This window comes from Leminorella grimontii (genome assembly GCF_039789245.1).
GTDB lineage: Bacteria > Pseudomonadota > Gammaproteobacteria > Enterobacterales > Enterobacteriaceae > Leminorella > Leminorella grimontii.
Map to the genome: position 1 here is coordinate 2,254,963 of NZ_CP146357.1, position 22,215 is coordinate 2,277,177.

Here is a 22,215-nt window from a genome sequence, read left to right on the forward strand (position 1 = left end):
CAGTTATGCTCCGGTAACCTGTTGGCGAATGGCGCTGGCGATAACGGTAAGCTGCTGCGCTGACACGCTGCGCACGTCGGCTTCAACGATGCCCGCATTCGCTTTATATTCACGGAAGTAAATGGCCGTAGTCCCCTGCTTAAGCGCCTTCATGATGTCTACGGTCTTTTTGCCGATTGTTTTTTCATCGAAGGAAATTTCAGTTCGAGCGATATCGCGGCCGGCGCCGTCCCAAACCACTTTGGCGGAAATGCCCTTGATGCCGTTAAGCTCGGCAATAAACGGCGCCATCTTTTCCACCATTTCCTGACCGGTTTCTTTGCTTGCCGTCAGATAAAGCTCAATTGCCAGCGTCAGGCCGAGAATGCCCTCCTTACCGACCTTCATCGCGCGGCCGATTCCGTTACCCTGTAACTTAACCCACTCAACGCACTGTTTCTTACCGATAACCAGCCCGCTGGTCGGTCCTTCAATCGCTTTCGCACCGCTGTAAATAACCAGATCTGCGCCCATGTTGTAGTACGCGTGCAGATCCTCTTCCGCTGCTGCGTCAACGATAAGCGGCAGGCCGTGCTTTTTAGCGACTTCGGCCGCTTCGGCCACCGACAGCATGCTTTTTTGTACCGTATGGTGGGACTTAATGTAGAGAATAGCCGCAGTCTGAGCGGTAATTTTTGCTTCCAGCTGGCCTGCGCTGCACTCGTTGGCGAAGCCCGCTTCAACCACTTTGCCGCCGCCCAGAGAAATCATCGTATCGACCGGCGCGCCGAAGTTGACGTTATGCCCTTTTGGCACGACGATTTCGCGAGGCACCTGCTTGTCCGAACTGTGAAGGTTTAAAAGCAGGTCAGCGTCGTCTTTCACAATCACGGCGGCAACCGACTGAGCGATACCCGCAGAGGCGCAGGAAACGACAACCGCATTCTCGACGCCCAGCAGGTTGGCAATGTAAGCGCCGGTCTTATTGACCAGATCCTTCATTTCAAAATACTGGTTCAGGCCGAAGTGAACCTCGTCCGCCACTTCCGGTTTAGGCGTAGATACGCCAAGCGCCGTCATGCGTCCGGAGGCGTTAATCACTTCGCGTAAATGATACTTCTCATAAATTGATGGCATAGTCGGACTCACCTTCTTTGGTTGCAATACTTTCTCCGGCGACGACCGCCGCCAGAGGAATAAATCGATGTGTACCGGTTCTTACCTGACCTTCTGCATCAGAGAGCTCAATGCGCTCTTCCTTAATATCGAAGACGGTAACGTCGGCGTCGCCGCCGACGGTCAGGCGCCCTTTCCCTTTCAGGCGCAGCAGGTCGGCGGCCTTGACGGTCACGCAGTCGACGATTTGCTTGGGGCTAAATCCCATACACAGGAATTTGGTCATGACCGCCGCCAGGCTAAACACCGGGCCGTTGACGCGGTTTTTGTGATAAATGTCGGAGCTGATAATGTCCGGATAGGTGCCTATCCTCATCGCCTGTTCGGCGACGGAGAAGCTGAAGCTCTCACCGCCGTGGCCGACGTCTAATATGACGCCCCGCGCCAGAGCGCGTTTGATGGACGCCTTAAGCTGCCCCTGTTCGTCCAGAATGCGGTTTGGCTTACCGTTAAAGCAGTGGGTGATAATGTCGCCCTTGCTCAGCAGGTCGGCAATCTCGTCCAGATTCGGCGGATTGTTGCCGATGTGCACCATTAGCGGCAGCCCGTTTTCCTTTTGCATCTCTTTGGCGGCGAGCAGCGGCTTAATGCCGTTTTCACCGACGACGCTTTTACTCATGCGCGCCTTGATGCCGACAACGAAATCCGGATGGCGCTTCACCGCCTTTTGCAGCGCATCGTTATCTATCTTGCTCATGTCCGACAGTTCGTTCTGGGCGATAATGCCGATACGAGCGATGTTTAAAAAAGAATAGACGTTGGTCTTGGCCTTTTGGGCCTGTAGAAAGAAGCTGTCCACGTCGTCGGCGCCGACGCTGCCTGCGTCAATGACGGTCGTCACTCCGCAGGCGGCGCCGGCCAAGTCCGGCTCATCAAAATAGATGGGCGAAGACGGGCAGCAGTGAGTGTGAGCGTCGATCCAGCCAGCGCTGATAAAGTATTTTCCGCTTAGGTCGATCTCTTTTTTTGCCGTTTGTCCCTTGGCTGCCTCGGGCCCTACGGCGCGGATTTTTCCCTCGTGGATGACGACGTCAACAACGTCGCCCTCTACGCGCTTTGCCTGCCTGATAATTAAATCATTCATGATGTCTGCTCACCTCGTCTTTCAATTTATGCCGCAACCAGCGGGAAGAAATAGCCAAACACCATCGCGCCGAGAATTGCGCCGCCGGCGACCGGCTTCTTCCAGATGTAGAAAATCAGCGAACCAATCAAAGAGCCGATACCGATAGGAATCGACGCCGCCATCGCCGCCAGGATAATCAACGGACCGAGGAAGCGGCCGGAGGTGTTGCCCGCCCCCATCATGACGTCCGCGCCGAAGGTTGAGTTACCCTGACCGATGGTGAACTTACGCGCCAAAATAATAATCGCGCCCACCGCGATGCCCAGCACCAAACCTACCACCAGCGAGATGTAGAAATTGGTGACCAGATAGTCAAAGCCGCCCGCCAGCAGCAGCGCAGGAACCCCCAGTCCGATACCGGTCTGGATCGCGCCGCCAATATCAAGTATCCCCACCAGGGAACCTTCAATGATGCGCGCAAACAGGAAGCTCGCGCCGAACGCCGCTACCGCGCCGTAAACGCCGGTATCAATACCGGAGCGCAGCATGGCGACGAACGCCACTTCGTTAAACGCGCCGAAGCCGTGAACCACGTACATGTGCGTCCCGGCGAAGACGCCCGCAGACAGTAGTCCAACAAAGAGAGGGAACGTCCACTCCGCGTACCAAAAGTCGTTTTTTAATTCTGTATTCATTATTCAATCCCGCGTTTAGTAGAATTACTTACCGCTCAATACGTTATGAACATGTTGTAACCAGTCCGGCACGCCCAGCGTGAACGACTGCAGCAGCTTGATATCAAAGCCGCGGAAGAAGCCACTGAGGACGAACAGCAGAATTACGGCGATCATCATGGTGCGAGTGACCTTGTTCCAGCCGTTGTCGTCTACGCCCTTACCGATAAGAATGCCCAGAACCAGCCCGGGGATGGCGTTGCCCATAATCAGCTGAGCGCAGCCACCGAACAGCGTCGCCCAGAAGCCGGAGCGACGACCCGCATCCATCGCCGCCAGCCAGAAAATCACGGGCATTACGGTGTTTACCAGCAGGTTAGCGGCGGGAACCAGCACGTTGGTTGCCGTCGTCTGCAAGGACGGAGGCACGGCGGACGCAGTGGTATTAAGGAAAGCCACCACGACTGCGCCGATCACGCCGCAGGCGATAGCCATTTTTTTCGGATTGTGCAGCGTTTCTGCGACGTTACGATTTTTAATCATCAGCGCCGCCGCGCCCCAGTTAGGGATAATGCGGTGATCGACGTCCTGCGTGAACGCACCGGCCGCGACCGATGACGCCCAGGCGTTGAAGAAGAAGCCGAGGCCGAAGGAGAAGTGAGAAGCAGGATCGCCTTCGCAGGAGTTAAGTTCCCCTAGCGTACGAAACGCGCCCATTCCCTGTATGGTCGGCGCGTGGAACATGCGCGCTGCGCCTGCTCCCAGGCCGAAGCCGCAAAGACCGCCGATAATCAGAGACTTAATCAGGATCTCAAACACAGAAACAGTGGTAGATGCATCCATTGGTTTTTCCTCAAAAGCATTCCGACAGGCAGCTACGCCGACTCGAAATGAATCTCTTGTACATTGAGTAGGGTTACGTCTAAAGCCACGTCTAAAACAACGGAGTAAAGTTCACGTTTGCGCGGTAAAAAGAAAAACAGAAACTTCTCGTGCGACGTTTTCACCGTTGCCTGTACAACCTCTACGTTTACGGGCTCAATACGAAGGATGATATTGCTGCTCTCTTTTAAAACCGTACGCTGTACGGCGCTTAGCGCGTCGGCAATCGCTTTTTGTTTTGTGTCTCCGCGACCGCTGACGCGAACCGATGTTTCAAGACGTTCTTTCATTACGCTTCGCCGTATTTTTTGATATAGGCCTTCACCAGGCGCTCGCCCAGCTCTTCTTTATCCATAAAGCCAAAGCCGAGCACCGTACAGCCGTCTGCGATAGCGGTCTCGCCCTCTTCAATAGAGCGCATGCCGTGACGCACCTTATAGCCATACTTGTTTTGGGCCGTGATCGCGCCCGCGCCGCCGCTGCCGCAGAAAGAGATGCCGATATCTCCATTCTCCGCCTTCATGACGTCGCCAAGCTTCATGTCCGCCGCCACGCCGGGAACAACGACTGCCCTACCGCCTGCGGCTTCTACTCCAGCAGCGACCTTTTGGCCTTTACCTAAACGATCGCCAATAACGACAACAACTTGTTTCATGTTTTTCTCTCCAGTAGGGGTGGTTATGCGTTTGAACGCGCAATTTCAAAGTGGACGGACAGTAAGTAAGCCTCTTCAATCGGCAGCCCCGGCAGCATGTCTACCGCCCGTTCAGCCAACCGCATTGACTCGTCGGAAATTTCTTCAAACAGCGACCGATCCACTTCCGGCAAAGGCTCACCCGTTTTAGCCCGCGTCACCATTGCCTTGACGTGAGAAGCCAGCATCTGGCCCTGTACGTCGGTGGTATAGGCGCCTTCTTCTTTCAGCCAGCCGTCGATAATCGCTAAAAGCGTTTGCGTAACCTCTTCCGGCTTAAGGTTGTCTTCAACCATGTTGAAACGAATATTACTCATGCAATACATCTCTAGATTCAAAGGTAAATATAGTCACGAAAAGGATGGGTCCAGCATCGACACATCCGAGGATTTATCTGCAGATGGCTATTTATAAGGCCCTTCATCGATGCAATGACCATTAAATTCCGTATAGGCCGCATATAATGCGAGATGCCCATCTGCCTTTTCCAATGGCGTCACAGTACACGCGTTAATGCCACGTTAGGAGACCGAGTTTTTCCGCTTTAAAGTGGAAATAAACTGGAAATGTGGGCATAGATCACAAAGTGAAGCGGAAATGGGTTAACGAGAGGAATAAGAAAAGTGGCAGCGTTGAGCCGAGGGCTTAGCCTAAACAGGGATAAGTAACAAAATGAAATAAAAGATAAAATACCGTTTTTTGGACATAAAAAAGGCGCCTTCCAGACGCCTTTTTTATCTCGCTTATCGCCGAGAAGTGCTTCCGCGCCGAGAGGCAGGACGCTGGCTGTGCTTCTTCACCGCTCTGCGGATCTGATTAGCCTTTGTGCGACGACGATCGCGTTCTGGAGCAAGCTTGGTTTCCGTTTCCGGCTTCAGTCCAACCATTTCGCGCAGATAGTTGACCGATTCCAGCTCCAGTTCAATCCATCCCCCGCGCGGCAGGCCTTTCGGCAGATCAAGATCGCCATAGCGTACGCGGATAAGGCGGCTGACCTGTACGTCAACCGCTTCCCACAGGCGGCGAACTTCGCGGTTACGCCCTTCGGTCAGCGTCACGTTATACCATTGGTTCATGCCCTCACCGCCCTGATAGCTAATGCTGCGAAACGCGGCAACGCCGTCTTCAAGCTGAACGCCCTCTTTCAGGCTTTTTATCTTCTCGTCATCAACCTGACCGAATACGCGAACCGCGTATTCGCGCTCAACCTCGCGGCTGGGATGCATCAGGCGGTTTGCCAGTTCACCATCGGTGGTAAACAGAAGCAGGCCTGAGGTGTTGACGTCCAGTCGCCCTACGGCAATCCAGCGAGCGCCGCGCATTTTAGGCAGGCGTTCGAATACCGTTGGCCGGCCTTCCGGATCTTTACGGGTACAAAGTTCGCCTTCAGGTTTGTAGTAGGCCAGCACGCGGCAAATAGTCTCTTCCGTTTCGCGAATAGAAACGACGTGGCCGTCAATACGCACCTTCATCCCCGGCGTCACGGTAACGCGATCGCCCAACGTGGCGATTTTGCCGTCAACGCTGATGCGCCCGGCCTGAATCATCGCCTCAAGTTCTCTGCGGGAACCGTGGCCAGAGTTGGCCAATACCTTTTGTAGCTTTTCGCTCATCGAGCAACCTCTGTTGTCGCCTTCACAGGCGTCTGTGTGCTTTTAAAAAACGTCTAATTTGATAACGGGAAGAAACAGCTTCTTTATCAAAGAATTACATGAAAAATAGAAAAATATCCGTCACTTGGCGAATATACTACACGATTTTTAGATGAATTGATTCATTTGACCGCATTCATCTTCACGTAAAAACACGCTTTACTTTAATTCGCCCAAAATACGCGCGGCGAGCATATCGACCTCTTCGCCTCTTTCATCGTTGGTCGGCGTCGTCGCCAAACGAATCAGCGACGTCCGGTAGCGCCGCTGGACCTCCGGCGGAGAGTGCAAAACTATGCGGTTAAGCACGTTATATATCCACATCGCATCGTCGGAATGAAGAACATTGATTATATGGGGAACGAGCGCGGCCGGATAAGCCGAAAGCAGGTGAGAAACGCCCTCCGCGACCGGCCAATTCATATCCTGCAGCCATTCCAGCAGCGGCGGCAGCTGTTCGGCAGTCAAGGGCAATTTCGCAAGCGCGGGCAGTTTGTCGACATCCGCCTTATGCTCCGGAAGCTGACTCATGCCCTTTTCTTCCAACGTTAAAGAAACGGCGTCGGATCGCCCGCGCCTTCACGCACCACCACCGGAGACTCCTCCGTCAGGTCGATAACCGTCGTCGGCTGTTGTCCCAGGTAGCCGCCGTTAATAATCAGGTCGACGTGCTTTGACAGCGTATCGCGGATTTCTTCCGGATCTGATTCGGCAAATGCGTTGCCGGGCAGCATCAGCGTCGTTGACATCATCGGCTCGTTCAGTTCGGCCAACAGCGCCAGCGCGATGGGGTTCGACGGAACCCTTAAGCCGATAGTCTTGCGCTTTTCATTCATCAGGCGTCTGGGTACTTCTTTTGTTGCCTTGAGGATAAACGTGTAGTTGCCCGGCGTGTTGTTCTTTATCAGGCGAAATGCCGCGTTGTCTACGTGCGCATAGGTAGACAGCTCAGACAGATCGCGACACATCAGGGTAAAGTTGTGGTTGCTGTCCAGCTGTCGAATGCGGCAAATGCGCTCCATGGAATGCTTGTCTTCCAGCATGCAGCCTAGCGCATAGCCCGAATCGGTCGGATAAACGATCACACAACCCTTGCGTAAAATGTCTACCGCCTGGCCTATCAGCCGAGCCTGCGGGTTATCTTGGTGTATATAAAAAAACTGTGACATAAAAACTCCTTAAGCCCGCCGCTCTTCGGCTATGCGCCAGATTGAGCGGCGAACGACGATAAATTAACGCGGCCAGTCCTGCCAAATGGGCGTAACGCCCGCAGGCAGCCAAAGCTTTCTCCCTAGCTCCACCCAAGCGCAGGGATAGTGGAAGTCTGACCCTTGGGAAGCCAACAGGCCGTATTCCCGCGCATAGGCGGCCAACTGCGCGCGTTCGTTTTGCGGCTGCTGGCACTGCGCCACCTCCAGCGCATCCCCTCCCGCGCTTTTAAAGTCAACGATAAGGCGCTTTAACCACTTGGCGGAAAGGCCGTATCGCCCCGGATGCGCCAGCACCGCTTGCCCGCCCGACGCGTGGACAGCCAGAATAGCCTCTTCCATTGAGCACCACGGCGGCGGCACATAGCCGGGTTTCCCTTTAACCATATAGTTTTTGAAAACCTGAGCCATATCCGAAGCAAATCCAGCTTCCATTATATAGCGCGCGAAATGAGCCCGGGTAATGCCCGCTTCGCCCGCATGACGACGAGCGCCCGCTAAGGCATCGGGAATTCGGCCCTTTTCCAACCGCCGACCAATCTCCTGCGCCCGCTCGGCGCGCTTTTGCGACTGAGCGGCTAAAAGCCGGACCATTTCCTCGGCTTTTGGTGAAATATTCAACCCGACGATGTGAATGTCAAAGCTTTCCCACGCGGTGGATATTTCTACACCGTTAATCAGACGAAGCGGCAGGTTCAACTCTGCAATCGCCCGAGCGGCGGCCTCAAGCGCATCCGTCGTATCGTGATCGGTGATGGCAAGCGCCCCTACGCGCATCTCGCAGGCCCGCAGAACCAGCTCTTGCGGCGTTAATTTACCGTCAGACATCTGCGTATGGCTGTGGAGATCGTAAAGCAAGAACGCCGACTCCCCGCATCCTTTTAATTCAGTTAGTTCAGAAGACATTAAAACTCGGTTAATCCGCAACGTACGGATAGTTTATCGGGGCTGTGCGCTCAAACGGTTCTGGAGAATGGCGGCAAAGCGGTTAAACACGGTAGCCCTCAGCCATAGCGAATAATCATAGCGCCTAACGTCACTTTGCACTAACAGTTAATTCCTATGGTCTTTTTAGACTTACGCTATCGTTTGCCTGCGAAAGACGAAGATAAAAAGTGAGATTCCATACCGGTATTTTCCATTTACCTCATATATAATCACGCCAGTTCCCACTACAAGGCGACTTATACCATGGATTATCAACTGGATTTAGACTGGAACGACTTTCTTGAACGCTACTGGCAAAAACGCCCGGTCGTTCTTAAAAACGTGATAAAGAACTTTATCGATCCCATCTCCCCCGATGAACTGGCGGGGCTCGCGATGGAAAATGAAGTGGACAGTCGCCTGGTTAGCCGCCCTAACGGGCACTGGCAGGCCAGCAACGGACCGTTTGAAAGCTACGACCATTTGGGAGAAAAGGACTGGTCGCTGCTGGTTCAGGCCGTTAACCATTGGCATATGCCCTCTGCGGCGCTGGTGCGCCCCTTCCGCAACCTCCCCGACTGGCGCTTTGACGATCTGATGGTGTCTTTCTCCGTGCCGGGCGGCGGCGTTGGTCCGCATATCGACCAGTACGACGTTTTCATTATCCAGGGCATGGGAAGCCGCCGCTGGCGAGTCGGCGACAGGCTGCCGCTGAAGCAGTACTGCCCGCACCCTGCGCTGCTGCACGTTGAGCCGTTTGACCCCATCATCGATGAAGACCTCGAGCCCGGCGACATTCTCTACATTCCGCCCGGATTCCCGCACGACGGCTTTACCCACGAAACGGCGATGAACTACTCCGTCGGCTATCGCGGCCCCAACGGGCGCGACCTTATCAGCAACTTTGCCGACTACGTGCTGGAACACGACCTCGGTGGCGAACACTATAGCGATCCGGACCTGACGCTTCGCACCAATCCTTCAGAAGTTCAGGAACACGAGCTGGCGCGCATTCGCGATATGATGATCGGGTTAATTAATCAGCCTGAGGCCTTTAACGCCTGGTTCGGCCAATTCGTGACGACATCACGCCACGAGCTGGACATCGCCCCCGCAGAGCCTCCCTATCGCTCCGATGAGATCTACGACTCGTTGGTTCAGGGCGAGCAGCTGATTCGCCTGAGCGGGCTGCGGGTTTTACGCATCGGCGATCGATGCTACGCCAACGGCGAGCTTATCGATACTGACCGCATTGAAGCAGCCGACGCTCTGTGTCGTTATCCGCTTATCGGGCAGAAAGAGCTGGGCGATGCGCTGGAAGATCCGGCCTTCGTCGCCGAACTTGCGCGCCTGGTCAACAACGGATACTGGTACTTCAACGACTATTAGTCGACTTAGCCGCTCAAAAAGAAAGGCCCATCGTTACGGTGTAACGATGGGCCTTTTCTTATCTCTCTTGCTATATTAACGGGCGCGCTCCGCCGTGATTTCCGCAATGCGCATAATGACGGAAGTCGCCTTCTCCATCCCTTCAACGGTAATGAATTCGTGCTTACTGTGGGAATTATAGCCGCCGGTAAATATGTTCGGGCACGGCAGGCCGCGCTGCGAAAGAATCGCGCCGTCCGTTCCGCCGCGAATCGGCACGAGCTGTGGTTCAATGCCGTTATCCAACATGGCCTGATGAGCAATCTCCACCACGTGAGGATGCTTGGCGACCTCTTCGCGCATGTTGTAGTACAAATCCTTAATCGTCACTTCTATATGGCAATCGCGGTGAAGCCCTTCTCCCACAGCTTTTGCTGCCTCAATCATAGTACGCTTGCGCTTTTCAAAACCGTCTCGCTCAAAGTCGCGAATGCTATAGCTCATTTCCGCATAGTCTACGCTGCCGCGAATGGCGTTAAGGTGATAAAAGCCTTCATAGCCTTCGGTATTCTCCGGCGTTTCATCTGCCGGCAGCATCTGCTGAAAGCGCGCCGCCAGCGTTAAGGCGCTAATCATTACGCCCTTGGCGCGCCCAATGTGCACGCCGTTACCGACGATTTTTACGGTCGCCTGAGCGGCGTTGAAGTTTTCACATTCCAGTTCGCCTACTCCGCCGCCGTCTACGGTATACCCCCACTGCGCGCCAAGCTGCTGGATGTCAAAATGCTTCATGCTTTTTCCCACTTCCTCATCCGGCGTAAACGCAATTCGAACGTCGCCGTGCGGGCGGTCGCTTCCCTTCAGGCGCGCGATCGCGGTCAAGATTTCCGCGATGCCGGCCTTGTCGTCAGCGCCCAATAGCGTTTTCCCATCGGTGGTGATAAGCGTCTGACCGTGAAGTTGGTGCAGCACCGGGAACATGACCGGCGACAGCACCTCATCGCCGATGCCCAGCGCAATATCGCCTCCGCGATAGTTATCGACGATTTGCGGCCTGACGCCCTTGCCGGAAACGTCCGGAGAGGTGTCCATGTGGGCTAAAAAGCCAATAGTAGGAACGGACCAGCCGACGTTAGACGGCAGCGTCGCCGTCAAACAACCGTAAGGACTGAGCTCTACGTCGCTCAGTCCCATCTCTATAAGCTCACGCGCAAGGGACTCCGCCAGCATGGTTTGGCCTTCCGTGCTGGGCGCCAGGCGAGCGTTTGGCCTTGACTGCGTATCGAACGAAACATAGTGAAAGAATCGATCCAGTAACCGTTCCATTTTTTTCTCCCCGAATATGCTTTAAACATTATGCGTATCCTAAGAGCTAAAATATTGCGTTAAGTCAGCTTGAGCCTAATTTACTCGCACTCATTAGGAGTATCATTAATAAGAAAACGGGCTTTCTTCTCTCATTTTTACCTTTCCGTAAGCGACGATAATTCCCGTCTAAACATATGGCTATAAAAAAAGCCTCTTTTGGCCAAATAAGCTTTCATTTATTACCCAGTCGGTCTATTATCCGCGCTTCGAAAATTTCGAAGGGTGCCGCTAGTTTTGAATTACACAAGGAAGCCCGTTTTGGCTTAAACCGTCTATAATTGTGGAGTACGGTTTTGTGTTCTTTCATGCAGTCTTTTGCAGCGGTGGGGTTCTATCTGCTTACTAACCATATGGGATAGAGTGACAGAAAAAAATGACTGAAAACTCCTCTCTTTCACCTGTCGTCGAACTTAAGAACCTGCGTAAGGGCTTCGACGGGCGCGATATCATCAACCAATTCAACCTAACGATTAACGACGGCGAATTCCTGACTATTCTCGGGCCATCAGGCTGTGGGAAAACGACGGTGCTGCGCCTTATCGCCGGGCTTGAAACCGTTGATGACGGACAAATCATGCTGACCGGGCAAGACATTACCCATCAGCCCGCCGAACAACGGCACGTGAATACGGTTTTCCAAAGCTACGCGCTGTTCCCCCACATGACCATATTTGACAACGTCGCTTTCGGCCTGCGCATGCAGAAAACGTCGTCGGCTGAAATTACGCCGCGCGTAATGGAAGCATTGAAGATGGTACAGCTGGACGCCTTCGCCCAGCGTAAACCCCATCAGCTGTCCGGCGGCCAGCAGCAGCGCGTCGCTATCGCCCGCGCCGTGGTCAACAAGCCCAAAGTGCTGCTGCTGGATGAATCGCTCTCTGCGCTCGATTACAAGCTGCGCAAACAGATGCAAAACGAGCTTCAGGCGCTGCAGCGTACGCTCGGCATTACCTTCGTCTTCGTTACCCACGATCAGGAAGAAGCGCTAACGATGTCCGATCGCATCGTCGTTATGCGCAACGGCCGCATCGAGCAAGACGGCACGCCGCGGGAAATTTATGAAGAACCGAAGAACATGTTTGTCGCTCGCTTTATCGGCGAAATCAACGTGTTTGACGCCATCGTTCTGCATCGCATCGACGATAAGCGCGTTCTGGCCAACGTTGAAGGCCGTGAATGCGGCATTCTGACAGACCTTGAAGTCAATCCGGGCGACAAAGTCAAAGTGCTGCTGCGCCCTGAAGACCTGTCGGTCGTAGCGGTAAAAGAAGGCGAAAGCGTTGATGGAATTATCGGCCACATTCGCGAGCACAACTATAAGGGAATGACGCTGGACTCTATCGTTGAGCTGGAAAACGGCAAAATGGTGATGATTAGCGAGTTCTTTAACGAAGACGATCCGGACGTCGACCACTCGATAAATCACAAGGTCGCCATAACCTGGACCGAACGTTGGGAGGTGGTACTGCCAGATGATGACAGCGCTCAATAAGCCTTCACAGCGCAAGCTGTTTCAGAAGCTCTCTATTACGCTTATCGTCTCATGGTTAGTGCTGTTCGTTTTCCTGCCTAACCTGATGATTATCGGCACGAGCTTTCTGACCCGTGACGACGCCAACCTGCTGGCGATGGTCTTTACGCTGGACAACTACACCCGGCTGTTTGACCCGATGTATGCGCAGGTGCTGCTGCATTCGTTAAACATGGCGCTTATCGCCACGTTTTTCTGTCTGCTTGTCGGCTACCCGTTCGCCTACATCATCGCCAATATGCCCAAGCGGATACAGCCCGTCATGCTGTTTCTGCTGATTGTCCCCTTCTGGACCAACTCGCTTATTCGCACCTACGGGCTGAAGATCTTCATCAGCACCAAAGGCGTGTTAAATCAGATCCTGCTGGGCATCGGGCTTATCGACGAGCCTCTGCGCATCATGTACTCGCAGGAAGCGGTCATTATCGGTCTGGTCTATATTCTGCTGCCCTTTATGGTACTGCCGCTCTACTCCAGCATCGAAAAACTGGACAAGTCCTACATTGAAGCGGCGCGCGATCTGGGCGCGGGCAAGGTGCAAACCTTTACGCGCGTTATCATTCCGCTCACTACGCCGGGCATCATTGCCGGCTGCCTGCTGGTGCTGCTGCCGGCAATGGGCATGTTCTATATCGCTGACCTGCTGGGCGGCGCCAAGAACCTGCTGGTCGGCAACGTGATTAAAAACCAGTTTCTTCGGCTGCGCGACTGGCCGTTCGGCGCTGCGACCAGCATTGTCTTAACGGTGCTGATGGGGCTGATGCTGTTCGTTTACTACCGCGTAGGCAAGCTACTTAACCGAAAGGATGAACTGGAATGATTGGACGCCTTTTCCGGGGCGGCTTTATGACCGCCGTTTACGCCTTTTTGTATATCCCGATCGTTATTTTGATCGTCAACTCGTTCAACGTCGCTAAATACGGCGTCACCTGGCGCGGTTTCACCACCCAGTGGTACGAGATCCTGATGAATAACGACAGCCTGCTGCAGGCGGCGGGCCACTCCGTGGTCATAGCCTCTCTGTCGGCGACGTTCGCCACCCTTATCGGCTCGCTCACGGCAGTGGCGCTTTACCGCTATCAGTTTCGCGGTAAGCCCTTCGTTGGGGGCATGCTGTTCGTGGTCATGATGTCGCCGGACATCGTTATGGCTATCTCGCTGCTGGCGCTCTACATGCTGCTTGGCCTGTCGCTGGGCTTTTGGACGCTGATGCTGGCGCATATCACCTTCTGCCTGCCTTTTGTGACGATCACCGTCTACTCTCGCTTGAAGGGCTTTGACGTCAGAATGCTGGAGGCCGCGCGCGATCTGGGCGCGGGCGAATTTACCATTATGCGTAAAATCGTTTTGCCTCTCGCCATGCCCGCCGTCGTCGCCGGCTGGCTTCTAAGCTTCACGCTGTCGATGGACGACGTGGTCGTGTCGTCCTTTGTCACTGGCCCGTCCTACGAAATTTTACCGCTGAAGATTTACTCGATGGTAAAAGTGGGCATGTCGCCGGAAGTAAACGCATTGGCGACCATCATGCTGGTCTTCTCGCTGATACTGGTGTTGGTTAGCCAGCTTATTCAGCGCGATCGCAGCGGAAAATAGTGTTTATCGCCGACGTCACGTTCGTCGGCGACGTTTTTTATCCGATGTTGGAGATACGGCCTACATGAAAAAGTGGTCTCGTCTGTTAGCGGCAGGTACGCTGCTGCTCTCTTTCGGCGCGGCGCCAGTCCAAGCCGAAGAAAATGTCGTTTACTTCTACAACTGGTCGGAATACGTTCCGCCCGGCCTGATGGACGACTTTACCAAAGAAACCGGCATCAAGGTGATCAACTCGTCGTTTGAATCCATTGATACCATGTACACCAAGCTTAAGACCTATAAAGACGGCGCTTATGATCTGGTAGTCCCTTCCGCCTACTTTATCGCCAAGATGCGCGACGAAGGCATGCTGCAAAAAATCGATACCAGCAAGCTTAAAAACTTCAAGAATATCGACCCTGCCCTGCAGTCAAAGCCGTTTGACCCCACCAACGAGTGGTCAATCCCCTATACCTGGGGCGCAACCGGCATCGCGGTCAATACTGACGTTATCGATCCGAAAACCGTCACCGGCTGGGCGGACCTCTGGGAGCCTCGCTTCAAGGACCGCATCCTGATCCTCGATGACGCTCGCGAAGTGTTCCCCATCGCCATGCTTAAGCTGGGCTATCCGATAAACAGTCAGGATCCCAAGCAGATTAAAGAAGGCTATGAAGAGCTGCGCAAGCTGATGGATAACGTCGTAGTATTCAACTCCGACGCGCCCGCCAACCCTTATATCGAGGGGGATATTGATATCGGCATGCTGTGGAACGGCTCATCGTACATGGCGCGTCAGGAAGGCGTTCACCTTCAGTACATCTGGCCCAAAGAGGGAGGCGTTTTCTGGATGGACAGCATGGCGATTCCATCTAACGCCAAGAACGTCGAAGGCGCGCTCAAGCTTATCGACTACCTTCTTCGTCCGGAAGTCGCAGCCAGGATAGCCAATGAAATCGGCTACCCAACGCCGAATATCGAAGCGAGAAAGCTGCTTCCCAAGTCGCTGACCGAAGACAAGTCCCTCTATCCCGATCCGGAAGTGCTTGAAAAGGGACAGTGGCTGGGCTCCGTCGGTGAAGCCGGACTGCTGTACGAGACGCTGTTTCAAAACCTGAAAGCCGGCGGCTAATACTTCACTCATGCCGTAATTTCTGCAAACCCTGCCTCTCGGCGGGGTTTATTTTTTCTTCCCTCCGGCAACGGCCTTCTAATAAGATGGGGTCACGCAGGCCATCAGATGAGGAGAGAATAAAATGAGCGCCAAGAGGCCAATTATTATTGATACCGACCCTGGCATTGACGACGCCGTAGCGCTGGGGATTGCGCTGTTTGCTAGAGAGCTGGACGTCAAGCTTATCACCACGGTCTCCGGTAACGTCGGCATTGAGCACGTGACCAACAACGCACTTAAGCTACTCACGTTTTGGACGCTAAGCACCCCCGTCGCCAAAGGCGCCGCCCGGCCGCTCCTTCGCGAGGTCAGAGACGCAAGCGAAGTACACGGCGTTACCGGAATGGAGGGCTATGAATTTCCAGAGCCCAATAGGGGAAATTTGCTAAACATCACCGCCGTTCAGGCAATGTATCAAACGCTAAAAGAATCAGAAGAAAAAATCACGATTGTCGCGATTGGGCCGCTGACGAACGTCGCCCTGCTGTTAAGGGAATACCCTGAGATAAAGGGAAAAATAGGCGAAATCGTCCTCATGGGCGGCGCGCTGGGACGAGGCAATTTTGGCGTACTTTCCGAGTTTAATATCGCCGTCGATCCGGAAGCGGCAAAAATCGTTTTTGAAAGCGGTCTGGCTATCGCCATGACGCCCCTTGACGTTGGCCTGAAAGCGCTGGTTTACCCGCAGGACAGCGAAGAAATCAAGCAAATGAATCAAACGGGCGACATGATGTACAGCCTGTTTAAGAAATATCGCGGCGGAAGCTTTAATACCGGATTAAAAATGTACGACAGCTGCGCTATCGCCTACCTTTTAAAACCAGAAATGTTTACCGTTCAAAACGTTTTTGTCGCCGTCGAGACGAAAGGCGAGTACACCTCGGGCGCGACGGTTATCGACCTGAAAGCTTCTCTCGGCAAAGCCGCAAACTGCAAGGTCTGCGTAGATATCGACGAGGAACTGTTCAAGGCCTGGTTTTTAGCCGCCTTGAAGCGGTGTCATTAGCCAACGCATCGGCGCGGCGAGCCTTTTCCCCTTTGTATGACCTATATCAAGCTCGCCGTGAATTAGACTAAGGTCTTAATCTCTTATACTGTTATGATGTTCAAAAGCGTTGGTACCCTGCGACGCTAAAGGTTTCAGTTTGGAATACGGGCATCCCCCTCCAAATATTCAGGCAACAACAGACATAAAGGATACTGGAATGGCTCAAGCTCTCACTAAACAATCGGCGCTCGATCTTTTCGAACAAATCACCGCCTTTACCCTTAACGACGGCTCACCGGGCATTACTCGCCTCGCCTACTCCAAAGAGGATGAACAGGCTCACCGGCTGATGATAGAAAAGTGCCGCGAGCTGGGGCTTGAGGTGCGTCAGGACGCCATGGGCAACGTCTTTGCCCGCCTGCCGGGGAAAAATCCCGAACTGCCCGCCGTCGGCACTGGCTCTCACATCGACTCCGTGCCGCAGGGCGGCGCCTACGACGGCGTTATCGGCGTTATGGCTGGCCTGTATGCCATTTCCCAGTTCAAGCCGCAGCAGCTCAAGCGCTCTCTTGAACTGGTGATTTTCCGTGCGGAAGAGTCCAGCCGCTTCGGCTTCGCCTGTATGGCCAGTAAGGTGATGGCCAGCCAGGCCGACTTTGACAAATGGGCGAAAAACACCGACAGCCAGGGCAACAATATTTTCCAAGTGCTGGATAACTGCGGCTATCAAAGCCAGAAGCTGAAAGAGTGTCGCCTGCCGACCGACTACTTCTCCGCCTTTATCGAAACCCACATCGAACAGGGCAAGGTGTTAGAGCATCAGCAAAAACGCATCGGCGTCGTTAACGGCATCGCCGCCCCCTGCCGCTACCGCGTAGAGGTTCACGGCCACGCCGACCACTCCGGCGCAACGCCGATGAGCCAGCGCCACGACGCCCTGGTGGCAAGCGCCGGTATCATTACCGACATCAACACCGCCGCCTGCTATGAGTCCGCCTACGGAACGGTTGGCACCGTCGGCCGCTTGGACGTCACGCCGAACGCCATCAACGTGATCCCCGGCGACGTGACCTTCTACGTCGACATCCGCGGCGTCGATAAATCCAGCGTCAACCGCGTGGTCGCCAAGTTCCTGGCCTCCGTTGAGCACGCCAAGTCCGTACAGGACGTCGTCATACACGTACACGAACTGGCTAACGATATGCCGGTGTTGATGAACGACGATATCGTTCACCGCCTTGAGCGCATCTGTCAGGAACAGGGCGTCCCTTCCGTCACCATGATGAGCGGCGCAGGCCACGACACCATGTACATGGCGCAGGACTTCCCCGCCGGTATGCTGTTTATTCCGTCCAAAGAGGGCATCAGCCACCACCCGGACGAATACAGCGAGTTTGACGACGTCATTTTGGCGGCGGAGATTCTGCAGCAGGCGCTGGGGGAATTGGCTGACGCATAAGCCAAACCTGATGCGCTGTCTTACGAAAAAGCCGGGGGGTTCCCGGCTTTTCTTTTTTAATTAACTCGTCTGGAATTCAGCGCTTTTGTTCCGATTTTTGCCTGATAAACGCCAATACCTCATCGCGCGGATATCCTTCCAGTTCCGCCGGGATCCACAAAAACAGCCCGGAGGTGAAAATGATGTAGTCCACGTTCTTATCGCTAGCCACCGCACTAACCTTGCCCCAACCTAGATTGATCCGCCAGCTTTCAGGTCCTGTATTTATCAGACTGGTTGCGCAGACGCCGCTTTCCGTCAGCTCAAGCAGGCACCCGTCCCTTATGCTGTCGTTCGTGCGGTAAAGAATTTTACTCTGTCGGAGAAACTGCCTTCTCAGCCATAAAACGCCCGCCAGCCCGCCGGAAAGAAACAGCAGCAGGAAGAAGGAGAAGGCATTATCAAAATAGAACAGATAATCATCCTTTGTGTAGGACCAGGCCGAGGCGACAAGTTGAATGCTGCCGCCCTGCGATAACAGTTGGAAGCCAACAGTCATGGCTATCCCTAAAATAGCGCCGCTGGCTATCGACTTCAGGCGAGAAAGAGGCTGCGGCGGACGGGCCTTCATAACGACCTGACTGCATCCTTTCAGGTACTCTTTATACGACAGCGCCTTGGCCGGTATTTCAATACGAAATCTGATTTCGCCTGATGGCATATCTTCTTGGCTATTTGGCATATTCCCTTCTGTATTGCGTTTGATACTTAACCAAAAACACGCAGCTATCCCTAATTAATCAAACTGTAGTTCGCCACTGACGCGATCAAAGCGCCAAGCGGTAAGGTCATCTTCTCTTATCATGGCGTAATAGGTCCCGCCGCCCTGGAGCCCCGACAGTAGGGCCGTATCGGCATAACACTCTTCGCTCCAGGTGAACAGCAGCCGCCACAGAGACTCATCCCCCTTTGCTTCCGCATTAAGTTCCTCTTCAACGCTTTGCTGAATGGGCTCGGCCCAGCCACCCAAAAGCTCACCGCCATAGCTGGCGTCTTCTTCATCAAAAACGGCCTTATATTCGTTATCTAGGTATATTAATTCTTTATACCAGCGTTCATATATTTCTTGCTCTGTCTCACTTAAACCAGGACATACCGCTGGCACACTGATAACAGAACGGGGCTCTAGGCACTCAACCTGCGTCAGGCTGCGCCACGGCTCCCCTATATACTTATCGTGCAGCTCTATCAACGCCTCCGGCGCGGGCAACGACCTCAGGGCATCCAGGGCAACGTCATGCCAGAAGACGAACGGTTGAGCGTCGTCCCTTGTTATATCTCTAAAAAAACTCAATAGCCCACGCTTGGGCAACTTGGGATCGAAGCCCGGATGCTGAGACAGCTCCTCCAAATTAAGCTGAACGACGAAAGCCAGCGGGAAGTCCATTATTTGAGCCAGTTGCAACGCCTTCAACCGTTCTGCTTGTTTTGCTTCTACCTGTTGGAAAATCGCTTTCTGTTCGCCGTTAAGCGGTTCCTGAATACTTTGGTACATATTTTCCATTTCTTCCGCAAACGTCGTATTTCTGGCCAGTTCTTCCTTCAGCGCCAAAATACGCGCCGACGCGTCAACCGGCTTTTCACGCATTGGCCAGCCTTTGCCCGGTGGCCAATCCGGCAGGCCACCCAGTCGGGAACAGCATTTCTGTACGCTGACCATATCGTGCTGGCGGCGCACAAACGCCACAGCGGGGCGCGCCTGTTCCATCACTTTATTTTGGACTGAAGCGCTCAGCGTTGATGCCGCCAGCGCGGCGGCTAAGCGAGTGTGCTCGTGAAACAGGCTCATACGATTTTGTCCTGATTATTAGTAACCTCAGTGCGCTTCGCCTCAATAAACGCCAACGTTTCATCGCGCAGATACCCTTCCAGCGCCGCAGGGATCCACAAAAACAATCCCTCTTCTACCAAGATATAATCAATGTCGTTATGGCTAATAACGCCCTGGATTTTCTGCCAGCTAATACAGCTGCTGGCCTTTGCATTGGCGCAGCGAACTCCCTTTTCCGTTAACTCCAGCAGGCAACCGCCCTGTATGCTGTCATTAACTTGGTAAAGCCGCTGGAGATTTTTTCGATACCTTCTTTTAAATACAAAAGAACGAAGAAGAGAACCTAAGATAAAGGCGCAGAGAAGAATAAACAGCACCTGAGCATTCCGCGCCCGAAACAGCCAATCGGATGAACCGTTGTACCAGCCGGAAAGATTCAGCCTGACGCCCTTTACGGAAAACAGAAACTCACAGGCGAGAATGGCCAGAAGGCCGCATATCAAGCCGAAAATAACGTTTTTTGTGGAGCCTAAATAGCGGTGATGAGATTTCTTTTTATTCCAGGCAAGCCAGCCGCCAACCTGATAGTCGCTAAACGATAAGGACTTTGCGGGAATAGCGATACGATATCGAGCCTCGCTCGCTTCATCGAAAAAGTAGGACTTATCAAACTCCGTTGACATTGGCGTCATTCCTTAACGTAATGTGGGTAACTATTTCTCGGGTAACGATTGTAGCGCACAAAGGGACATGAAGCGCTGGCTTCCTTTAACCAAGCGCTCTGAGCCTGGTTTATAAAGCGAAGGTGCCTTCAGCATAACCACCATCTGCACCCGCTGCTCGCACGAGGTCTTCTCCAGCGTGGTATGAAACAGCTTCTCTGCCGCCTCCCGCGCGCCGTAGACGGCGTTGCCCTGTGCATCCTGACCAAAATAAGCTTTAGCTAACGTCATTGAATACAAAGAATCGTCATCGTATAGAGCGCTCAACCAGTAAGTCCAAACGACGGCTTCCAAATGACGATATAGATGCTTTTTAGCGGGAGGTTTTATCACGCGGACAATATAGCCAAGCGAATTACCGGTTATTTTTATCGCCGTTTCCCGCAGCGATTTCATAACAGGCTCGTCGCTCAAATAGGGCTGAGCTGACACAAGCGACGTCTGAACAACGGGACGAATTTCCAACCAATAATAGGCCGTCATACAAAGATAAACGGCGCATATCAGCACGACAATCTGATGAAAGCCCCAAATCAATAGTGCACCCAACGCCCTCAACGTTCTCTGCCGCCATTCCATGGCAAGGTTCCTTACGCTCAGTTATCCAGCGCCAAATGCAGCAACGGATACGGCTTTCCCATGCCGTCCAGCTCAGAACGCCCTATCACGCTAAAACCATATTTCTGATAAAACGCCAGCGCATCAGGGTTTTGTTCGTTGACGTCGACCTTGCGGATACCGGCTTCGTTGACCGCGTAGTCCATCAGCGCCCTTCCCAGCCCCTTCCCGCGGCAGGCGTCGTCAATAAACAGCATCTCAACCTTATCGTCCGACAGGCCGATAAAGCCGGTGGGCTCGCCGCGTTGGTTGCGCGTGCAGCGTAGCGTCACCTGCGGCAAAAAGTCGTTTAGCAACAGCGGTCTGAGCGCCAGAATGTCGGCCTCAGGCAGAAAGTGGTGGGTTGCACGCACCGAGCGTTCCCAAAGCGCGGTCAGCGCCGGATATTCGTCAGGTGAAACGGTATCAATCTTAATAAAGCTCATGTCTAATCTATGGTCCTAGGCTTCTTACGCTATTTATCTTTACAGCAGTCAAAAGAAAACGCGTCAAGAAACGTTTGTTGAACGTATTCAGGCACGGTTTGGCTGGCTAAGCCGTAGTGCGTTTCGGCAAAGCTGCTGCCCACCTTGCTCGGCTCCAGATTTAACTCTACCGTATGGGCGCCGGACAGGCTTGCCGTACGCACAAACCCGGCCGCCGGATAAACGTGGCCCGACGTGCCGATGGCGATAAAATAGTCCGCCTCGGCCAGCGCCTTGCTAATCTGCTCCATCTCCAGCGGCATTTCGCCAAACCAAACGATGTGAGGACGCATCGGCTGCGGCGGCGTACAGCAGTCGCAGCGGTCGTCAACGGAAAGGTCGCCCTTCCAGTCAAACACTTTCTCAGAGCACGTGCAGCGCACCTTCAGCAATTCGCCGTGCATATGGACAACCCGCAGATTGCCCGCCCGCTCGTGAAGGTTGTCTACGTTTTGCGTGACTAAAAGAAACTTGCTGCCCAGCAGGTTCTCCAGCTTCGCCAGCGCCTTATGGGCCTCATTGGGTGCGATGTTTGGGCTAAGCAGCTGGCGGCGGCGGGCGTTGTAAAACGCCTGCACCAGCTCGGGGTTAGCCTCATAGCCTTCCGGCGTTGCGACGTCCTCAATGCGGTGCTCTTCCCAAAGGCCGTCAGAGGCGCGAAAGGTGCGAATGCCGGACTCGGCGGAAATGCCCGCACCGGTAAGAACGACAACGGAAGGATAAATGCTGGCCTTCATTTCACTGCACTCCGCGTAAATCCGGCCGGAATAGTAGCGCATGCGCCGAAGCCTATGGCTGGCACGCTTCATCTTACGGTGATGCAAACGTCGGTGAATGCGCATGGCGCAAAACTCCTTTTCATCCTGAAGGGCATAACGGCCCT

General features: G+C 53.8%; 25 protein-coding genes. 7 read left to right on the top strand and 18 right to left on the bottom strand.

The window, feature by feature from the left end:
* Positions 1-3 precede the first annotated feature (3 nt).
* From V8L73_RS10575 to rnm, 11 genes are all read right to left on the bottom strand, one after another.
* Positions 4-1,116, bottom strand: a complete 1,113-nt coding sequence (locus tag V8L73_RS10575; RefSeq protein WP_347252954.1) for a DgaE family pyridoxal phosphate-dependent ammonia lyase — start codon at positions 1,114-1,116, stop codon at positions 4-6.
* Positions 1,100-2,239 (bottom strand): amidohydrolase/deacetylase family metallohydrolase, encoded by a 1,140-nt coding sequence (locus V8L73_RS10580; protein ID WP_347252955.1) that lies wholly within the window; start codon positions 2,237-2,239, stop codon positions 1,100-1,102. The genes V8L73_RS10575 and V8L73_RS10580 overlap by 17 nt, the downstream gene beginning before the upstream one ends.
* 26 nt (positions 2,240-2,265) lie before the next feature.
* A complete protein-coding gene (locus V8L73_RS10585) occupies positions 2,266-2,916 on the bottom strand; it encodes a DUF4310 family protein (RefSeq protein WP_027273060.1) in 651 nt (216 codons plus the stop codon).
* Between the two features lie 24 nt (positions 2,917-2,940).
* Positions 2,941-3,738, bottom strand: coding sequence for a DUF4311 domain-containing protein (locus tag V8L73_RS10590; protein WP_027273059.1), 798 nt, complete (start codon positions 3,736-3,738; stop codon positions 2,941-2,943).
* 32 nt (positions 3,739-3,770) lie between these two features.
* The gene (locus V8L73_RS10595) at positions 3,771-4,067 is read right to left on the bottom strand and encodes a DUF4312 family protein (RefSeq protein ID WP_027273058.1); all 297 of its coding nucleotides are present in this window, start codon (positions 4,065-4,067) and stop codon (positions 3,771-3,773) included.
* Positions 4,067-4,432 (bottom strand): SFCGS family glycine-rich protein, encoded by a 366-nt coding sequence (locus tag V8L73_RS10600; protein WP_027273057.1) that lies wholly within the window; start codon positions 4,430-4,432, stop codon positions 4,067-4,069. The genes V8L73_RS10595 and V8L73_RS10600 overlap by 1 nt, the downstream gene beginning before the upstream one ends.
* Positions 4,433-4,455: 23 nt before the next feature.
* On the bottom strand, positions 4,456-4,788 hold the full coding sequence (locus V8L73_RS10605) for a hypothetical protein (RefSeq protein WP_027273056.1): 333 nt from the start codon (positions 4,786-4,788) through the stop codon (positions 4,456-4,458).
* Between the two features lie 426 nt (positions 4,789-5,214).
* Positions 5,215-6,084, bottom strand: a complete 870-nt coding sequence (gene rluB, locus V8L73_RS10610) for a 23S rRNA pseudouridine(2605) synthase RluB (RefSeq protein ID WP_347252956.1) — start codon at positions 6,082-6,084, stop codon at positions 5,215-5,217.
* A gap of 198 nt (positions 6,085-6,282) precedes the next feature.
* Complete coding sequence (locus tag V8L73_RS10615) at positions 6,283-6,654, bottom strand: DUF5071 domain-containing protein (protein ID WP_347252957.1); 372 nt, start codon at positions 6,652-6,654, stop codon at positions 6,283-6,285.
* Between the two features lie 17 nt (positions 6,655-6,671).
* On the bottom strand, positions 6,672-7,292 hold the full coding sequence (locus V8L73_RS10620) for an L-threonylcarbamoyladenylate synthase (RefSeq protein ID WP_027273054.1): 621 nt from the start codon (positions 7,290-7,292) through the stop codon (positions 6,672-6,674).
* Positions 7,293-7,355: 63 nt separating this feature from the next.
* Positions 7,356-8,237 carry an RNase RNM gene (gene rnm, locus V8L73_RS10625; RefSeq protein WP_347252958.1) on the bottom strand — a complete coding sequence of 294 codons (882 nt, stop codon included), beginning with the start codon at positions 8,235-8,237 and terminating at the stop codon, positions 7,356-7,358.
* A 285-nt stretch (positions 8,238-8,522) separates the two neighbouring features.
* Between rnm and V8L73_RS10630 the strand changes: the two genes are divergently transcribed.
* Positions 8,523-9,647: a cupin domain-containing protein gene (locus tag V8L73_RS10630; RefSeq protein WP_347252959.1), complete on the top strand. Its 1,125-nt coding sequence runs from the start codon at positions 8,523-8,525 to the stop codon at positions 9,645-9,647.
* Positions 9,648-9,722: 75 nt separating this feature from the next.
* On the opposite strand, the gene pepT is transcribed toward V8L73_RS10630, so the two are convergent.
* On the bottom strand, positions 9,723-10,952 hold the full coding sequence (gene pepT / locus V8L73_RS10635; protein ID WP_261830873.1) for a peptidase T: 1,230 nt from the start codon (positions 10,950-10,952) through the stop codon (positions 9,723-9,725).
* A gap of 415 nt (positions 10,953-11,367) precedes the next feature.
* On the opposite strand from pepT, the gene potA reads away from it, so the two are divergent.
* The 6 genes from potA to V8L73_RS10665 all read left to right on the top strand — a co-directional run bounded on the left by potA (position 11,368) and on the right by V8L73_RS10665 (position 17,718).
* Entirely contained in the window at positions 11,368-12,486 is a 1,119-nt protein-coding gene (potA, locus tag V8L73_RS10640; RefSeq protein WP_347252960.1) for a spermidine/putrescine ABC transporter ATP-binding protein PotA, read from the top strand.
* Positions 12,470-13,345: a spermidine/putrescine ABC transporter permease PotB gene (gene potB / locus V8L73_RS10645; RefSeq protein ID WP_036023216.1), complete on the top strand. Its 876-nt coding sequence runs from the start codon at positions 12,470-12,472 to the stop codon at positions 13,343-13,345. The genes potA and potB overlap by 17 nt, the downstream gene beginning before the upstream one ends.
* Entirely contained in the window at positions 13,342-14,118 is a 777-nt protein-coding gene (gene potC, locus V8L73_RS10650) for a spermidine/putrescine ABC transporter permease PotC (RefSeq protein ID WP_261830872.1), read from the top strand. The genes potB and potC overlap by 4 nt, the downstream gene beginning before the upstream one ends.
* 64 nt (positions 14,119-14,182) lie before the next feature.
* Positions 14,183-15,229, top strand: a complete 1,047-nt coding sequence (locus V8L73_RS10655; protein WP_261830871.1) for an extracellular solute-binding protein — start codon at positions 14,183-14,185, stop codon at positions 15,227-15,229.
* A 124-nt stretch (positions 15,230-15,353) separates the two neighbouring features.
* On the top strand, positions 15,354-16,277 hold the full coding sequence (rihC, locus tag V8L73_RS10660) for a ribonucleoside hydrolase RihC (protein WP_347252961.1): 924 nt from the start codon (positions 15,354-15,356) through the stop codon (positions 16,275-16,277).
* A gap of 199 nt (positions 16,278-16,476) precedes the next feature.
* On the top strand, positions 16,477-17,718 hold the full coding sequence (locus tag V8L73_RS10665) for a Zn-dependent hydrolase (protein ID WP_347252962.1): 1,242 nt from the start codon (positions 16,477-16,479) through the stop codon (positions 17,716-17,718).
* 76 nt (positions 17,719-17,794) lie between these two features.
* Here the strand turns inward: V8L73_RS10665 and V8L73_RS10670 are convergent, their stop codons facing one another.
* The 6 genes from V8L73_RS10670 to cobB are packed head-to-tail and all read right to left on the bottom strand — an operon-like array spanning position 17,795 to position 22,174.
* A complete protein-coding gene (locus V8L73_RS10670) occupies positions 17,795-18,439 on the bottom strand; it encodes a hypothetical protein (protein ID WP_347252963.1) in 645 nt (214 codons plus the stop codon).
* Positions 18,440-18,493: 54 nt separating this feature from the next.
* A complete protein-coding gene (locus tag V8L73_RS10675) occupies positions 18,494-19,546 on the bottom strand; it encodes a DUF1963 domain-containing protein (protein WP_347252964.1) in 1,053 nt (350 codons plus the stop codon).
* Positions 19,543-20,211: a hypothetical protein gene (locus V8L73_RS10680; protein ID WP_347252965.1), complete on the bottom strand. Its 669-nt coding sequence runs from the start codon at positions 20,209-20,211 to the stop codon at positions 19,543-19,545. The genes V8L73_RS10675 and V8L73_RS10680 overlap by 4 nt, the downstream gene beginning before the upstream one ends.
* A 30-nt stretch (positions 20,212-20,241) precedes the next feature.
* On the bottom strand, positions 20,242-20,829 hold the full coding sequence (locus V8L73_RS10685; RefSeq protein ID WP_347252966.1) for a transglycosylase domain-containing protein: 588 nt from the start codon (positions 20,827-20,829) through the stop codon (positions 20,242-20,244).
* Between the two features lie 17 nt (positions 20,830-20,846).
* Entirely contained in the window at positions 20,847-21,293 is a 447-nt protein-coding gene (locus V8L73_RS10690) for an acetyltransferase (protein ID WP_347252967.1), read from the bottom strand.
* 29 nt (positions 21,294-21,322) lie between these two features.
* The gene (gene cobB, locus V8L73_RS10695) at positions 21,323-22,174 is read right to left on the bottom strand and encodes a Sir2 family NAD+-dependent deacetylase (protein ID WP_347252968.1); all 852 of its coding nucleotides are present in this window, start codon (positions 22,172-22,174) and stop codon (positions 21,323-21,325) included.
* Positions 22,175-22,215 lie beyond the last annotated feature (41 nt).

Bases quoted from the DNA above. Each gene is read 5' to 3' on its own strand.
- rnm (WP_347252958.1), bottom strand. From the start codon at position 8,237: ATGTCTTCTGAACTAACTGAATTAAAAGGATGCGGGGAGTCGGCGTTC.
- potB (WP_036023216.1), top strand. From the start codon at position 12,470: ATGACAGCGCTCAATAAGCCTTCACAGCGCAAGCTGTTTCAGAAGCTC.
- V8L73_RS10655 (WP_261830871.1), top strand. From the start codon at position 14,183: ATGAAAAAGTGGTCTCGTCTGTTAGCGGCAGGTACGCTGCTGCTCTCT.
- V8L73_RS10580 (WP_347252955.1), bottom strand. From the start codon at position 2,239: ATGAATGATTTAATTATCAGGCAGGCAAAGCGCGTAGAGGGCGACGTT.
- V8L73_RS10595 (WP_027273058.1), bottom strand. From the start codon at position 4,067: ATGAAAGAACGTCTTGAAACATCGGTTCGCGTCAGCGGTCGCGGAGAC.
- V8L73_RS10680 (WP_347252965.1), bottom strand. From the start codon at position 20,211: ATGTCAACGGAGTTTGATAAGTCCTACTTTTTCGATGAAGCGAGCGAG.
- rihC (WP_347252961.1), top strand. From the start codon at position 15,354: ATGAGCGCCAAGAGGCCAATTATTATTGATACCGACCCTGGCATTGAC.
- V8L73_RS10675 (WP_347252964.1), bottom strand. From the start codon at position 19,546: ATGAGCCTGTTTCACGAGCACACTCGCTTAGCCGCCGCGCTGGCGGCA.
- rluB (WP_347252956.1), bottom strand. From the start codon at position 6,084: ATGAGCGAAAAGCTACAAAAGGTATTGGCCAACTCTGGCCACGGTTCC.
- potA (WP_347252960.1), top strand. From the start codon at position 11,368: ATGACTGAAAACTCCTCTCTTTCACCTGTCGTCGAACTTAAGAACCTG.
- V8L73_RS10575 (WP_347252954.1), bottom strand. From the start codon at position 1,116: ATGCCATCAATTTATGAGAAGTATCATTTACGCGAAGTGATTAACGCC.
- V8L73_RS10685 (WP_347252966.1), bottom strand. From the start codon at position 20,829: ATGGAATGGCGGCAGAGAACGTTGAGGGCGTTGGGTGCACTATTGATT.
- potC (WP_261830872.1), top strand. From the start codon at position 13,342: ATGATTGGACGCCTTTTCCGGGGCGGCTTTATGACCGCCGTTTACGCC.
- V8L73_RS10665 (WP_347252962.1), top strand. From the start codon at position 16,477: ATGGCTCAAGCTCTCACTAAACAATCGGCGCTCGATCTTTTCGAACAA.
- V8L73_RS10620 (WP_027273054.1), bottom strand. From the start codon at position 7,292: ATGTCACAGTTTTTTTATATACACCAAGATAACCCGCAGGCTCGGCTG.
- V8L73_RS10585 (WP_027273060.1), bottom strand. From the start codon at position 2,916: ATGAATACAGAATTAAAAAACGACTTTTGGTACGCGGAGTGGACGTTC.
- cobB (WP_347252968.1), bottom strand. From the start codon at position 22,174: ATGCGCATTCACCGACGTTTGCATCACCGTAAGATGAAGCGTGCCAGC.
- V8L73_RS10600 (WP_027273057.1), bottom strand. From the start codon at position 4,432: ATGAAACAAGTTGTTGTCGTTATTGGCGATCGTTTAGGTAAAGGCCAA.
- V8L73_RS10630 (WP_347252959.1), top strand. From the start codon at position 8,523: ATGGATTATCAACTGGATTTAGACTGGAACGACTTTCTTGAACGCTAC.
- V8L73_RS10615 (WP_347252957.1), bottom strand. From the start codon at position 6,654: ATGAGTCAGCTTCCGGAGCATAAGGCGGATGTCGACAAACTGCCCGCG.
- V8L73_RS10690 (WP_347252967.1), bottom strand. From the start codon at position 21,293: ATGAGCTTTATTAAGATTGATACCGTTTCACCTGACGAATATCCGGCG.
- V8L73_RS10670 (WP_347252963.1), bottom strand. From the start codon at position 18,439: ATGCCAAATAGCCAAGAAGATATGCCATCAGGCGAAATCAGATTTCGT.
- pepT (WP_261830873.1), bottom strand. From the start codon at position 10,952: ATGGAACGGTTACTGGATCGATTCTTTCACTATGTTTCGTTCGATACG.
- V8L73_RS10605 (WP_027273056.1), bottom strand. From the start codon at position 4,788: ATGAGTAATATTCGTTTCAACATGGTTGAAGACAACCTTAAGCCGGAA.
- V8L73_RS10590 (WP_027273059.1), bottom strand. From the start codon at position 3,738: ATGGATGCATCTACCACTGTTTCTGTGTTTGAGATCCTGATTAAGTCT.